The 14,464-nt window shown below is 73.7% G+C and carries 10 protein-coding genes; 5 read left to right on the top strand and 5 right to left on the bottom strand.

Annotated elements, in window-relative coordinates; genetic code table 11:
* Positions 1–21: 21 nt before the first annotated feature.
* From ABZ873_RS07570 to ABZ873_RS07555, 4 genes are all read right to left on the bottom strand, one after another.
* Complete coding sequence (locus ABZ873_RS07570) at positions 22–2,103, bottom strand: protein meaA (protein ID WP_360866706.1); 2,082 nt, start codon at positions 2,101–2,103, stop codon at positions 22–24.
* A gap of 31 nt (positions 2,104–2,134) precedes the next feature.
* The gene (ccrA, locus tag ABZ873_RS07565) at positions 2,135–3,472 is read right to left on the bottom strand and encodes a crotonyl-CoA carboxylase/reductase (protein ID WP_360866703.1); all 1,338 of its coding nucleotides are present in this window, start codon (positions 3,470–3,472) and stop codon (positions 2,135–2,137) included.
* Positions 3,473–3,861: 389 nt separating this feature from the next.
* Positions 3,862–4,689 (bottom strand): TetR family transcriptional regulator, encoded by an 828-nt coding sequence (locus ABZ873_RS07560; protein ID WP_360866700.1) that lies wholly within the window; start codon positions 4,687–4,689, stop codon positions 3,862–3,864.
* A gap of 163 nt (positions 4,690–4,852) precedes the next feature.
* Entirely contained in the window at positions 4,853–6,649 is a 1,797-nt protein-coding gene (locus ABZ873_RS07555; RefSeq protein ID WP_360866698.1) for a 3-hydroxybutyryl-CoA dehydrogenase, read from the bottom strand.
* Positions 6,650–7,069: 420 nt separating this feature from the next.
* Between ABZ873_RS07555 and ABZ873_RS07550 the strand changes: the two genes are divergently transcribed.
* Entirely contained in the window at positions 7,070–7,624 is a 555-nt protein-coding gene (locus ABZ873_RS07550) for an adenylosuccinate lyase (protein ID WP_360866695.1), read from the top strand.
* A 26-nt stretch (positions 7,625–7,650) separates the two neighbouring features.
* Here ABZ873_RS07550 and ABZ873_RS07545 read toward each other — a convergent pair whose 3' ends face one another.
* Positions 7,651–9,216, bottom strand: coding sequence for an alpha/beta hydrolase (locus tag ABZ873_RS07545; protein ID WP_360866692.1), 1,566 nt, complete (start codon positions 9,214–9,216; stop codon positions 7,651–7,653).
* A 273-nt stretch (positions 9,217–9,489) separates the two neighbouring features.
* On the opposite strand from ABZ873_RS07545, the gene ABZ873_RS07540 reads away from it, so the two are divergent.
* From ABZ873_RS07540 to ABZ873_RS07525, 4 genes are all read left to right on the top strand, one after another.
* The gene (locus ABZ873_RS07540; protein WP_360866689.1) at positions 9,490–9,933 is read left to right on the top strand and encodes an SRPBCC family protein; all 444 of its coding nucleotides are present in this window, start codon (positions 9,490–9,492) and stop codon (positions 9,931–9,933) included.
* A 219-nt stretch (positions 9,934–10,152) separates the two neighbouring features.
* Positions 10,153–10,986: a M55 family metallopeptidase gene (locus tag ABZ873_RS07535; RefSeq protein WP_360866686.1), complete on the top strand. Its 834-nt coding sequence runs from the start codon at positions 10,153–10,155 to the stop codon at positions 10,984–10,986.
* The gene (locus ABZ873_RS07530) at positions 10,979–12,340 is read left to right on the top strand and encodes a M20/M25/M40 family metallo-hydrolase (RefSeq protein WP_360866683.1); all 1,362 of its coding nucleotides are present in this window, start codon (positions 10,979–10,981) and stop codon (positions 12,338–12,340) included. Before ABZ873_RS07535 ends, ABZ873_RS07530 begins: the two co-directional genes overlap by 8 nt.
* 13 nt (positions 12,341–12,353) lie before the next feature.
* Positions 12,354–14,354, top strand: coding sequence for a prolyl oligopeptidase family serine peptidase (locus ABZ873_RS07525; RefSeq protein WP_360866680.1), 2,001 nt, complete (start codon positions 12,354–12,356; stop codon positions 14,352–14,354).
* The last annotated feature ends 110 nt before the right edge of the window (positions 14,355–14,464 follow it).

Genomic DNA, 14,464 nt, shown 5'->3' with positions numbered 1-14,464 from the left:
GCGACGGGTGGGCGGGCGTGGTCATGCGGGGACCTCCGTGCTTGCAACGAGTGCGTTGTCGATGTCGAGCGGGGCGAGCTTGTTGGCCTTGCGGATCTCGTCGACGATACGGCCGATGATCTCCGTGATGCCGAAGTCCTTCGGCGTGAAGACGGCGGCGACCCCCGCTGCCTTGAGCGCGACGGCGTCGGCGTTCGGAATGATGCCCCCGACGATGACGGGGATGTCACCCGCCCCCGCCCCGCGCAGCCGTTCCAGGACGTCCGGGACGAGCGCGCTGTGCGACCCGGACAGGATGGACAGCCCCACGCAGTGCACGTCCTCGGCCAGCGCCGCCGTGGAGATCTCCTCGGGGGTCAGCCGGATCCCCTGGTAGACCACCTCGAAGCCGGCGTCGCGAGCGCGGACGGCGATCTGCTCGGCGCCGTTGGAGTGCCCGTCGAGGCCGGGCTTGCCGACCAGCAGGCGCAGCCGGCCGGAGCCGAGCTCGTCGGCGGTACGGGTGACCTTCTCGCGGACCTCGTGCATCGGGGTGCCGGGCTCGGCGGCGACCGCCACCGGGGCCGAGGAGACCCCGGTGGGGGCGCGGAACTCGCCGAAGACCTCGCGCAGCGCGCCCGCCCACTCGCCGGTGGTGACACCGGCGCGGGCGCACTCCAGGGTGGCCTCCATCAGGTTCTCGGTGCCGGCGGCGGCCTCCTTGAGGCGCTCCAGCGCCTGCTGGGTGGTGGGGAAGACGAACGGGTCGCCCTCGCCCTGCCGGTCCGTGGACTCCTGGCGCTCGGCCCGCCAGCGCCCGATCCGCTCGACCGTGAAGGCTTCCACGGCTCCGTCGACGGTCATGATGGCGCCGTCGAGGTCGGCGGTGAGCGGGTTCGGCTCGGTCTGCTCGAAGCAGTTCACGCCGACGATCTTGTCCTCGCCGGCCTCGATCCGGGCGCGCCGTTCGGCGTGCGAGGAGACGAGCTGGGACTTGAGGTACCCGGACTCGACGGCGGCCATGGCGCCGCCCATCTCCTGGATCCGGTCGATCTCGGCCAGGCAGTCGGCGACCAGGGAGTCGACTTTGGCCTCGATGACGTGGGATCCGGCGAAGATGTCGTCGTACTCCAGCAGGTCGCTCTCGTGGGCGAGGACCTGCTGGATGCGCAGCGACCACTGCTGGTCCCAGGGCCGGGGCAGGCCCAGCGCCTCGTTCCAGGCGGGCAGCTGCACCGCGCGGGCGCGGGCGTCCTTGGAGAGGGTGACCGCGAGCATCTCCAGCACGATGCGCTGGACGTTGTTCTCGGGCTGGGCCTCGGTCAGGCCCAGGGAGTTGACCTGGACGCCGTAACGGAAGCGGCGCTGCTTCGCGTTCCCGATGCCGTAGCGCTCCTTGGTCACCTGGTCCCAGATGCGGCCGAAGGCGCGCATCTTGCACATCTCCTCGATGAAGCGGACGCCCGCGTTCACGAAGAAGGAGATGCGGGCGACGACCTCGCCGAAGCGCTCCTCGGGCACCTGTCCCGAGTCGCGCACCGAGTCGAGGACCGCGATCGCCGTGGACATGGCGTACGAGATCTCCTGGACCGGGGTGGCCCCGGCCTCCTGGAGGTGGTACGAGCAGATGTTGATCGGGTTCCACTTGGGGATGTGGTTGACCGTGTACGCGATCATGTCCGTCGTCAGCCGCAGGGACGGCCCCGGCGGGAAGACGTGCGTCCCGCGCGAGAGGTATTCCTTGACGATGTCGTTCTGGGTGGTGCCCTGGAGCTGGGCGATGTCCGCGCCCTGCTCCTCGGCGGCCACCTGGTAGAGCGCCAGCAGCCACATGGCGGTGGCGTTGATCGTCATCGAGGTGTTCATCTGCTCCAGGGGTATGTCCTGGAACAGCCGCCGCATGTCGCCGAGGTGGGAGACCGGGACCCCGACCCGGCCGACCTCGCCGCGGGCGAGGATGTGGTCGGGGTCGTAGCCGGTCTGCGTCGGCAGGTCGAACGCGACCGACAGGCCGGTCTGGCCCTTGGCGAGGTTGCGGCGGTACAGCTCGTTGGACGCCTCGGCCGTGGAGTGGCCGGCGTACGTCCGCATGAGCCACGGACGGTCCTTCTGGCGCTCTGTCATCTCAGGCGATCCTTACGGCCTTTGAGCGGGCTCAGACGTTGCGGAATCGGTTGATCGCGTCGAGGTGCTGGGCGCGCATCTCGTGGTCGCGGACGCCGAGGCCCTCCTCGGGGGCGAGGGCGAGGACGCCGACCTTGCCCTGGTGGAGGTTGCGGTGGACGTCGTAGGCGGCCTGGCCGGTCTCCTCCAGGGAGTAGACCTTCGACAGGGTGGGGTGGATCTTGCCCTTGGCGATCAGGCGGTTGGCCTCCCACGCCTCGCGGTAGTTGGCGAAGTGCGAGCCGACGATCCGCTTGAGGGACATCCAGAGGTAGCGGTTGTCGTACTGGTGCATGTAGCCGGAGGTGGAGGCGCAGGTGGTGATGGTGCCGCCCTTGCGGGTGACGTAGACCGAGGCGCCGAAGGTCTCGCGGCCCGGGTGCTCGAAGACGATGTCGATGTCCTCGCCGCCGGTCAGCTCGCGGATCTTGGAGCCGAAGCGCTTCCACTCGCGCGGGTCCTGGGTGTTCTCGTCCTTCCAGAACTTGTAGCCCTCGGCGTTGCGGTCGATGACCGCGGTGGCGCCCATGGACCGGCAGATCTCGGCCTTCTCGGGGGAGGAGACGACGCAGATCGGGTTGGCGCCGCCGGCCAGCGCGAACTGGGTGGCGTACGAGCCGAGGCCGCCGCTGGCGCCCCAGATCAGGACGTTGTCGCCCTGCTTCATGCCGGCGCCGTTGTTGGAGACCAGCTGGCGGTAGGCGGTGGAGTTGACCAGGCCGGGGGAGGCGGCCTCCTCCCAGCTGAGGTGGTCGGGCTTGGGCATCAGCTGGTTGGACTTGACGAGCGCGATCTCGGCGAGGCCGCCGAAGTTGGTCTCGAAGCCCCAGATGCGCTGCTCGGGGTCGAGCATCGTGTCGTTGTGGCCGTCGGAGGACTCCAGCTCGACCGAGAGGCAGTGCGCGACGACCTCGTCGCCCGGGTTCCAGGCGTTGACGCCGGGGCCGGTGCGCAGGACGACGCCCGCGAGGTCGGAGCCGATGATGTGGTACGGGAGGTCGTGGCGCTTGGTGAGCTCCGACAGGCGCCCGTAGCGCTCCAGGAAGCTGAAGGTGGAGACCGGCTCGAAGATCGAGGTCCACACGGAGTTGTAGTTGACCGACGAGGCCATGACCGCGACCAGGGCCTCGCCCGGGCCCAGCTCGGGCAGCGGGACGTGGTCGAGGTGCAGGGACTTGCGGGGGTCCTTGTCGCGGGTGGTGAGCCCGGCGAACATCTCCGCCTCGTCCTTGTGCACGGTGACCGCACGGTAGGACTCGGGGAGCGGCAGGGCCGCGAAGTCGGCGGCGGTGGCGGACTGCGACTGAATCGCGTCCAGGATGTCCTTCACGGTGAGCCTCCGGCTAGCGCTGATGAGGGTGCGCTGAGGTGTACGCGGGTGCGGGGAGCGGGTGTGGCGTGTGCCGTCGGTCCGGCTGAGCGGTGGTGCGGCGACGCTGGTGGTGCAGCGTGCGGGTGCCTGGTGACGCAGGCGTCCGGGGCGCGTTCCGAGCCGGGTGGGGCGCGGGTCGCGGGGACATCCGGACGACTTCAACGTATGGCACCCCGTGTCACCCGGCAAGGCACCGCGTGCCAAAAGTTTCTCTCATTTGCCGATTGACCTGCGCAGATGAGCGATGATCGATCAAAGCTACTGGCGAGTAGGGGCAAGCCGGACATACGAAACGGCCGCCCCCGGAGTCGGGGACGGCCGCTGTGACGAGCATCGCTCGCGCCGGGCTACCGGGCGCGCAGCGCCTCTTCGATGGTCCGCATGACCTCGTCGAGCGGGGCGTCGGTACGGGCCACCGCCACCAGCACCTCGCCCTCGGTCCGGACCGCGGCCGGGGCGGACGGGGCCGCGGGGGCCGTCGCCGGGCCCAGGGTGCGGCCCGCGCCGATGCCCGTACCGAAGGTCTTGCGGACGATGGAGAAGGCGTGGTCCAGCTGCGCCTCCACATCGCCCTGCCCGCCGGCCCGCAGCCAGCGCCGCAGCACGTGGTTGTGCGCGGTCACGACCGCCGAGGCGGCCACCTCGGCCAGCAGCGGGTCGTCGTTGCCGTCGTGGTGGTCCTGCTCGTCGAAGTGCGCCAGCAGATAGCGGGTGAACAGCCGCTCGTACCGGGCCACGGAGGCGATCTCCCGCTCCCGGAGCGCCGGGACCTCGCGGGTCAGCCGGTAGCGCTCCACCGACACCGCGGGCGAGGCGGCGTACATCTTCATGACTTCCTTGATCCCGCGGCACACCGTGTCGAGCGGGTGCTCGTGCGCCGGGGCCACGTCGAGGACGGCCTCGGCGCGGGTCAGGGTGTCGTCGTGGTCCGGGAAGATCGCCTCTTCCTTGGACCGGAAGTGCCGGAAGAACGTCCGGCGCGCGACGCCCGCGGTCGCGGCGATCTCGTCGACCGTCGTCGCCTCGTACCCCTTGGTCGCGAACAGCTCCATGGCCGCCGCGGCGAGCTCCCGGCGCATCTTGAGCCGCTGGGCGGCAGCCCGGGTGCCGGCCGCGCTCTCCGGGGCGTCGGGGGCCGAGGAGGCGCGGGGCGAGGTCTTGGCGGGCTGGGACATAGAGCGAAAGTACTTCATTCGCGCGGGGGAGCGCGCCTGCGGGGGGTGGGACGGGGAGGGATGCGGGGGAGGGCCCGCACTGGGCTCGGGAGGGTCAGCCCGCCGTGAGGGTCCGGCGGACCCGAGCAGCCCTCCCCACGCATCCGGCTCGTGGCCCGCGCGGTTACCGGCGGGCGTACTCACGGAATCCGCGGCCGGTCTTCCGGCCCAGGCAGCCCGCCGCCACCAGGTGCTCCAGGAGCGGCGACGGGGCCAGCCCCGGGTCGCGGAACTCCTTGTGGAGGACCTTCTCGATGGCCAGCGAGACATCGAGGCCGACGACGTCCAGCAGCTCGAACGGCCCCATCGGGTAGCCGCCGCCCAGCTTCATCGCCGCGTCGATCTGGTCGAGGCTGGCGTAGTGCTGCTCGACCATCTTGATCGCGTTGTTGAGGTACGGGAACAGCAGCGCGTTCACGATGAAACCGGCCCGGTCCCCGCAGTCCACCGGGTGCTTGCGCACCTTGGCGCAGACCTCGCGGACCGTGGCGTGCACGTCGTCGGCCGTCAGGACGGTCCGGACCACCTCGACCAGCTTCATCGCCGGCGCCGGGTTGAAGAAGTGCATGCCGATCACGTCCTGCGGACGCGAGGTGGCCCGCGCCACCGCGATCACCGGCAGCGAGGAGGTGGTCGTGGCCAGCACCGCGCCCGGCCGGCAGACCTTGTCCAGGGCCGCGAACAGCTCCTGCTTGACCGCCAGGTCCTCCGCGACCGCCTCCACCGCCAGGTCGACCTCGGCGAAGGAGTCCAGCGACCCGGCCGGGGTGATCCGGCCCAGGGTCGCGTCCGCCGCCTCCTGCGTCAGCCTGCCCTTGGACACCGCACGGCCCAGGGACTTGCCGATCGCGGCCTTGGCGGCCTCCGCCTTCTCCTGGCTGCGGGCGGCCAGGACCACGTCGTACCCGGACTGGGCGAAGACCTGGGCGATACCGCTCGCCATGGTCCCCGAGCCCGCGACACCCACCGAGGACACCGGGCGGCCCGCGCCCAGCAGCGACCCGTCCAGCGGGGTCTGGAGGTCGCGGACGATCACCGAACTGCCCGCGGCCTCGTACGTGTAGAAGCCGCGGCCGGACTTCTGGCCGGTCAGGCCCGCCTCCGCGAGCTGCCCCAGGATCGGGGCCGGGGCGTGCAGCCGGTCGCCGGAGGAGGCGTACATGGCCTCCAGGACGGTACGGGCCGTGTCCACGCCGATCAGGTCCAGCAGCGCCAGCGGCCCCATGGGCAGACCGCAGCCGAGCCGCATCGCCGCGTCGATGTCCTCGCGGGAGGCGTACTTGGCCTCGTACATCGCGGCGGCCTGGTTGAGGTAGCCGAACAGCAGGCCGTCCGCGACAAAACCGGGCCGGTCGCCGACCGCGACGGGCTCCTTGCCCAGCTCACGGGCCAGCTCCGTGACGGCCTCCACCGCCGGCGGGGCGGTCAGCACGCAGGAGACCACCTCGACCAGCTTCATCGCCGGCGCCGGGTTGAAGAAGTGCAGGCCCACGACGCGCTCGGGGCGCTGGGACTCGGCGGCGAGCCGGGTCACCGACAGGGCGTTGGTGCCCGTGGCCAGGATGGCGTCGGGGCGCACCACGGCGTCCAGCTCGCGGAAGACCTGCTGCTTGATCTCGTACGACTCGGGCACGACCTCGATGACCAGGTCGGCCTCGGCCGCGGCGGCCAGGTCCGTGAAGGTGCGGAAGCGGGCGAGCACGTCCGCCCGCTCCTGCCCCGTGAGCAGGTCCCGGGTCACGGAACGCGCCGTGGACGCCCCGAGGGCGGCCGCGGCCCGGCGGGCGGCGGCCTCGCTGACGTCGATGCCGATGACCTCGCGGCCGGCCCGGGCGAGGACCTCGGCGATGCCGGTGCCCATCGTGCCGAGCCCGACGACGGCGACGGTCTGGAGGGTGGGGTGACTGGACTGACGGTCCATCGAGGGACTCCAGTGGAAGAGGGTGACGACTGAGGGCGGCGCGCGGCGCACAGCGCGCGCGGATGCCGTACGGGGTGCCGTGCGGTGAAAAGGCCCGGCGGAGCATGCGAGCATGCGGGCCCGGAGAGCGAACCCCGGCGGGGGCGGACCCCCGGGGGTGGAGAACGGCGCGGGCCCTGTCCCGGGGTCACGCCGGCGAAACGAACATACGAACCGGACGGCACGGGGCGGCTGCGTCACCAGGCCGCCCTGTACGAGTGGTGCTGACACGACAGTAACTCGGCGGTAACTGCCGCGCCAGAGCACGGAGATGTGACCTGTACCGCCGAAATGTACCGATCATCGATCATCGATCAGACGGGCCCGGGAAGAATCCGGAACCCGGCGTGGCGGATCCCCCGCCGCCCTAGGGTGGGCCGGGTGAACGACGTGCTGGAGCGCCTGCGGGCGGAGGCCGGGCCCTCGCCCGTGTACGAGGAACTGCGCGCGGCCGGCCCCGACGCGCTGGCGGCCGCCCTCACCTCGGCCGGGCAGCCGCTGTGGGCCCGCGAGCTGGCCGCCTACCGCCTCGGCCTCGCCGGGGACCGCCGCGCCTTCGAGTCCCTGGTCCTCCTCCTCAACCACCGGGACCCGCCCCGCTGCGCGGCCGCCGCCGAGGCCCTGGCCGTCCTCGGCGACCCGCGCACCGCCCGCGCCGCCGCGGCCCTCGCCACCAACGGCCTGCGCACGGCCTACGCCCTCCAGCCCGTCCGGCTGCTCACGGCCCTGCGCGCCCCCGAGTCCGCCCCCGCCCTGCGGGCGACCCTGGCCCGGCTGCTGTCCCCCCACGACCCGTACTGGCGGGTGGCGCTGGCCTGCGTGGAGGGGCTGGGCGCGCTGGCCGACCCCGAGGCGCGCGAGCTGCTGGTCCGCGCCCAGTCCCACCCGCGGCTGGCGGTCGCGGCGACGGCGGCGCTGCGCGCGCTCGACGCCTGACGCGGGACGGGAGGGGCGCCCCGGGGTCAGCCGCGGAAGCCCAGCAGCCCGTGCAGGGCCGCGCCGCCCGCCGAGGGCGGGACCGCCCGCGTCGCGGTGGTGGGCAGCGGGGCCGGAGCGGCCGGGCAGGAGGCGTCCGCCGCCGCGCCCGTGCGCAGGTAGGCCGCCACCTTCTCGTCCAGGCAGGTGTTGCCGCTGAGCGCGACCCCGTGGTTGGCGCCGCCCTCCTCCACCACCAGGGCCGAGCCCGCCAGCTTCTCCCGCATGCTGACCGCCCCCTCGAAGGGGGTGGCCGCGTCCTCCGTGGCCTGGAGCAGCAGGGCGGGCGGGAGCTCGGTGTTGGCCACGTCGGGGGCCTGGAGCGGTTCGGCCGGCCAGAAGGCGCACGGCGCGTTGTACCAGGCGTTGTTCCAGGTCATGAAGGGCGCCTTGGCGTGCGTACGCCACATGTCCGCGCGCCACACGTTCCAGTCCCGCGGCCAGGCCGAGTCCCGGCACTGCACCGCCGTGTAGACGCTGTAGCTGTTGCCCGCGGAGGGCTCCACCGCGCCGAACCGCTCGTACGCGGCCACCAGCGGCTTGGGGTCCTTCTTCACCGCGTACGCGGCGAACGCCTCGGCCAGGTTCGGCCAGTAGCCGTTGTAGTACCCGCCCGGCAGGAAGGTGTCCTCCAGCTCCGCCGGGCCGACCTTGGCGCCCGCCGGGGCCGCGCGCAGCGCCTTGCGCATCGTGTACCAGGCCCGCTCGACGGCCGCAGGGTCGGTGCCGAGCCGGTAGGTGGCGTCGTGCCGGGCCACCCAGGCCAGGAACGCCTTGTGGCGGGCGTCGAAGGCGACGTCCTGGGCGAGGTTGTCCCGGTACCAGACCCCCGTCGGGTCGACGACGGAGTCCAGGACCAGGCGGTGGACGCGGCTGGGGTGGAGCTTGGCGTAGACCGCGCCGAGGTAGGTCCCGTACGAGTAGCCGAAGTAGCTGATCCGCGGCGCGCCCAGGGCGCCGCGCAGCACCTCGATGTCCCGGGCGGCGGCGACCGTGCCGATGTGCGGGAGGAGGTCCGCGTGGCGGGTGGCGCAGGAGCGTGCGAAGTCCCGTACGCGTACCAGGTTGGCACGCTCGGTGGCCGGGTCCACGGGGACGGGGTCCGGGCGGACGGGCGCGAAGTGCCCGGCCCCGCAGTCCAGGGCGGGCTCGCTCTTGCCCACACCACGGGGGTCGAACCCGATGACGTCGTACTGGGCGGCCACGTCCTTGGGCAGGGCGGAGGCGACGAACCCGGCGAGGCTCCGGCCGCTGCCGCCCGGCCCGCCGGGGTTGACCAGCAGCGGGCCCTGGGAGGTCTTGGCGGTGTGCGGGACCCGGGTCAGGGCCAGGGTGATCTGCCGCCCGGCCGGGTCGTCGTGGTCGAGCGGGACCTTGAGGGACGCGCACTGCAAGGTGGGGAACCGGGGCGTCGCGCAGGCGGCCCAGGTGAGCGCGGCGGCCTGCCCGCCCGGCGCGGGCGCCGGGGCGGCCGTCACCGGGCTCGTGAGGGCCGCGGCGACCGTGGAGATCGCCAGCAGGACGGCGGCGCGCTTCTTCAAGGGGTGGAGCATGGGGCCTCCCAGCCGAGGGTTCTGGGCGGAATCGTCCCGGAAACAGCGCCCGGAAACCGGGATTGGGAGGGCGATTGGCCCGATGTGATGACCGCTCAGGCCAGGACGCGGCCCCACCGCCCCGCCACCGGGGCCCGGCGGGCGGCCGCCCACCGGCCCGCAGATGGAGTACCGGGGTGTCACGGCCGGTCCCGCACGGGCGGATTTGGGCGGCCGGGCCGGAGGTGGTTGGCTTCGCCGTGACGAGCGGACACAACTGCTGGAGGAACAGCTATGGCGCAGGTCGAGGCCACCACGGAGCGGATCATCGCAGCCGACGCGGAGACCGTGTTCGACGCGCTGGCGGACTACAACGGAACCCGCGGCAAGGTGCTGCCCGAGCACTTCAGCGAGTACGAGGTGCGCGAGGGCGGCGACGGCGAGGGCACCCTGGTGCACTGGAAGCTCCAGGCCACCAGCAAGCGGGTACGCGACTGCCTGCTGGAGGTCACCGAGCCCACCGACGGGCAACTGGTCGAGACGGACCGCAACTCCTCCATGGTCACCACCTGGGTGGTCACCCCGGCCGGCGAGGGCAGGTCCAAGGCCGTCGTCACCACCGTGTGGAACGGCGCCGGCGGCATCGGCGGTTTCTTCGAGCGCACCTTCGCCCCCAAGGGCCTCGCCCGCATCTACGACACCCTGCTGGCCAACCTGGCCGCCGAGGTCGAGCGCTGACCCCGTCCGGCCGCCCGCCCGGGCCCACCCGGCCCGGGCCCCGCGCCGCCCCCTGAGCCTCACCGGTTCGGGTGGAATCCCCCGTACGGGCGGCCGCCCGCCGCGCCGCGCGGGCGGTGCGGGCGGATCCGGGCCCGGGCGCGGGGCAGACCGTAGGCTGGGCGTCGTGCGTGGCGTCCGCGTCGGGCGCCGCCGTGCCGACGACCGCCCGGGGGCCCGATGAAGATCCTCATCTCCGCCGACATGGAAGGCGCCACCGGCGTCACCTGGCCCGCCGACGTGCTGCCGGGCACGCCCCAGTGGGAACGCTGCCGCGCCCTGTTCACCTCCGACGTCAACGCCGCGGTCCTCGGCTTCTACGACGGCGGCGCCGACGCGGTGGTCATCAACGAGGCGCACTGGACCATGCGCAACCTGCTGCTGGAACGGCTCGACGCCCGCGCCGAGATGCTGACGGGCCGCCACAAGTCCCTCTCCATGGTGGAGGGCGTCCAGCACGGCGACATCGACGGCGTCGCCTTCGTCGGCTACCACACCGGCGCCGGCACCGAGGGCGTCCTCGCCCACACCTACCTCGCCAACTCCATCACCGGCGTCTGGCTCAACGGCGTCCGCGCCAGCGAGGGACTGCTCAACGCCCAGGTGGCCGCCGAGTACGGAGTCCCCGTCGTCCTCGTCACCGGCGACGACCTGACCTGCGTGGACGCCGCCGGCTACGCCCCGGACGCGGTGACCGTCGCCGTCAAGGACCACGTCTCGCGCTACGCGGCCGTCTGCCGCACCCCCGCCCGCACCGCCGCCGACATCCGGGCCGCCGCCAAGGAGGCCACGGCCCTGGCCGGCCGCCGCGAGCCGGCCCCCGGCGGGCCGTACACGGTGCGGCTGGAGTTCGACGCCGAGCACCTGGCGATGGCCGCGACGGTGGTCCCGGGCGTACGGCGCGACGGCGAGCGCAGGGTCGCGTACACCAGCGAGACGATGTACGAGGGGATCCGCGCCTTCAAGGCGGTCACGACGGTCGTCTCCGCGGCCGTGGAGGAGCAGTATGGCTGACATGCGCGCACCCGACAGCGACGCCCTCACCGAGGCCGTGGACCGGACGGCCCTGGACGAGGCCGTCGAGTTCACCTCCGGCCTCATCCGGATCGACACCACCAACCGCGGGGGAGGGGACTGCCACGAGCGCCCCGCCGCCGAGTACGTCGCCGAACGGCTCGCGGCCGCCGGCCTGGAGCCGGTCCTGCTGGAACGCACCCCCGGCCGCACCAATGTCGTCGCCCGGATCGCCGGCAGCGATCCCACCGCCGACGCCCTCCTCGTCCACGGCCATCTCGACGTGGTACCGGCCGAGGCCGCCGACTGGAGCGTGGACCCCTTCTCCGGGGAGGTCCGCGACGGGGTGGTCTGGGGCCGGGGCGCCGTCGACATGAAGAACATGGACGCGATGGTCCTCGCCGTCGTACGGGCCTGGGCGCGCGCGGGGGTGCGGCCGCGCCGGGACGTGGTGATCGCCTACACCGCCGACGAGGAGGACAGCGCCGTCGACGGCTCCGGCTTCCTCGCCGACGAGCATCCGGAGCTCTTCGAGGGCTGCACGGAGGGCCTGAGCGAATCCGGGGCCTTCACCGTGCACACCGGCCCCGGCCGGGCCGCGCTCTACCCCGTCGCCGCCGGGGAACGCGGCACGGCCTGGCTGAAACTGACCGCGCACGGCACCACCGGGCACGGCTCGAAGCCCAACCGGGCCAACGCCGTCAGCCGGCTCGCCGCCGCCGTCGCCCGGATCGGGGCCAACGGGTGGCCGGTGCGGCTGACGGACACCGTGGCCGCCTGCATCACCGAACTCGCCGCGCTGCACGGCCTGTCGGTGGACCCGCGGGCCCGGGACTTCGACCTCGACGCGGTCCTCGGCAAGCTCGGTCCGGCCGCCGCCCTGGTGGAGGCGACCGTCCGCAACAGCGCCAACCCGACCATGCTCAGCGCCGGTTACAAGCTCAATGTGATCCCCGGCCACGCCACCGCCCATGTGGACGGCCGGGTACTGCCGGGCGGCGAGGCCGAGTTCGCCGCCACCCTCGACGCGCTCACCGGCCCGGACGTGAGCTGGGAGTTCCACCACCGCGAGGTGGCGCTCGAAGCCCCCGTCGACGGCCGCACGTTCGCCGTCCTGCGCGAGAGCGTCGAGCGCTTCGACCCGGCCGGGCGCGTGGTGCCCTTCTGCATGGCGGGCGGCACGGACGCCAAGCAGTTCTCCCGGCTCGGCATCACCGGCTACGGCTTCTCCCCGCTGAAACTGCCCCCCGGCTTCGACTACTGGTCCCTCTTCCACGGCGTGGACGAGCGCGTCCCCGTCGAAGCCCTCCACTTCGGCGTCCGCGTCCTCGACCGCGCGCTGCGGACCCTGTGAAGGGGGCCCGGTGATGTCCTCGCCGACCTGGCCCTACGGAAGCTGGCCCTCGCCCCTCGGTGCCGCGCTGGCCGCCTCCCACGACGGGCGGCCCGAGTACGTGGGCACCGTCGGCCCCGAGGTGTGGTGGACCGAGCCCCGCCCCCGCGAGGGCGGCCGCCGCACCCTGGTCCGCCGCCGCCCCGCCGGGGAGGGTGCCGAGAGCGCGGAACTGCCGGCGCCGTGGAACGTGCGCAGCCGGTTCACCGAGTACGGCGGCATGCCCTGGGCGGGAGCCGAGCGGGAGACCGGCGGCCCGCTGATCGTCTTCGTCCACTTCGCCGACCAGCGGCTCTACGCCTACGAGCCCGACGCGCCCGGCGGCCCCGGCCCGCGCCCCCTGACCCCGCTCTCCGCCACCGGCGGCGGCCTGCGCTGGGTGGACCCGGTGCTGCGCGGCGGCGAGGTCTGGTGCGTCATGGAGGAATTCACCGGGCCCGCGCCGACGGACGTGCGGCGGGTGCTGGCCGCCGTACCGCTGGACGGGTCGGCCGCCCGGGACCGGGCGGCCGTACGCGAACTCACCGGCGAGCGGCACCGGTTCACCACCGGGCCGCGACTGTCCCCGGACGGCCGGCGGGCGGCCTGGCTGGTGTGGGACCACCCGCGGATGCCCTGGGACGGCACCGAGCTGGTGGTGGCCGATGTCACCGCCGACGGCGAACTGGCCGGGGCCCGGACGGTGTTCGGCGGGCCCGAGGAGTCCGTGGCGCAGGTGGAGTGGGCGCCCGACGGGGCCCTGCTCGCGGTCAGCGACCGGGGCGGCTGGTGGAACCCGTACCGGGTGGAGCCCGCCACCGGCTGGGCCGTCAACCTGTGCCTGCGGGAGGAGGAGTTCGGCGGGGCGCTGTGGAAGCCGGGCCTGCGCTGGATGGCGCCGCTCGCGGAGGGGCCCGTGGCGGTGCTGCACGGCCAGGGCTCCTCGGTGCTCGGCATCCTGGACCCGGAGACCGGGGACCTGGTGGACGCGGCCGGGCCGTGGACGGCCTGGCAGCCGACCCTGGCCGTGTCCGGGACGCGTGTCTACGGGGTCGCCGCCAGCCCCCGCAGCGCCTACGAGGTGGTCGAGCTGGACACCGCCACCGGGCACGCCCGGGTGGTCTCCGAGCGGGGCGCGGACCCGGTGGACCCGGCCTTCTACCCGGAGCCGCTGAGCCGGACCTTCCTCGGGCCCGACGACCGCCAGATCCACGCGCACGTCTACCCGCCGCACCATCCGGCCTGCCGGGCGCCCGCCGACGAGCTGCCCCCGTACGTGGTGTGGGCGCACGGCGGGCCCACCGACCACGTGCCGCCCGTACTCGACCTGCACATCGCCTACTTCACCACGCGCGGCATCGGCGTGGTCGAGGTGAACTACGGCGGCTCCACCGGCTACGGCCGCGCCTACCGGGAGCGGCTGCGCGAGCAGTGGGGCGTGGTCGACGTCGAGGACTGCGCGGCGGTGGCGCGGGCCCTGGCGGACGAGGGCACCGCCGATCCGGCGCGGCTGGCCGTACGCGGCGGCAGCGCGGGCGGCTGGACGGCGGCGGCCTCGCTGGCGGCGACCGGCCTCTACGCCTGCGCGGCGATCATCTACCCGGTGCTGGACCTGACGGGATTCGCGGAGGAGACCCACGACCTGGAGTCCCGCTACATCGAGGGCCTGGCCGGGCCGCCGCAGACCCTGGCCGTGGTGAACCGCGAGCGCTCTCCGGTGGCCAACGCCGACCGGATCACGGCGCCGTTCCTCCTGCTCCAGGGGCTGGACGACGCGGTGTGCCCGCCGGCCCAGGCGGAGCGGCTGACGGAGGCGATGCGGGGCCGGGCGGTGCCGCACGCCTATCTGACCTTCGAGGGCGAGGGGCACGGCTTCCGGCGGGCGGACACGATGGTCCGGGCGCTGGAGGCGGAACTGTCGCTGTACGCGCAGGTCTTCGGGATCGAGCGGAACGACGTGCCCCGGCTGCGGCTGCGGATCGAACGGGAGCGCTGAGGGGCCGCCGGGCGCCGGCGCCCGGCGGGCCCCGCCGCCGGGCCCCCCCCGGGGGGGGGGGGGGGCCCGCGGGGGCCATGGGTAGTGGGGGGGGGGGGGGGAGGGTGGGG

This window comes from Streptomyces sp. NPDC047014, from assembly GCF_040644195.1.
Taxonomy (GTDB): domain Bacteria; phylum Actinomycetota; class Actinomycetes; order Streptomycetales; family Streptomycetaceae; genus Streptomyces.
The sequence above is the reverse complement of the archived record's forward strand: the minus strand, read 5'-3'. Positions and strand labels throughout refer to the sequence as shown.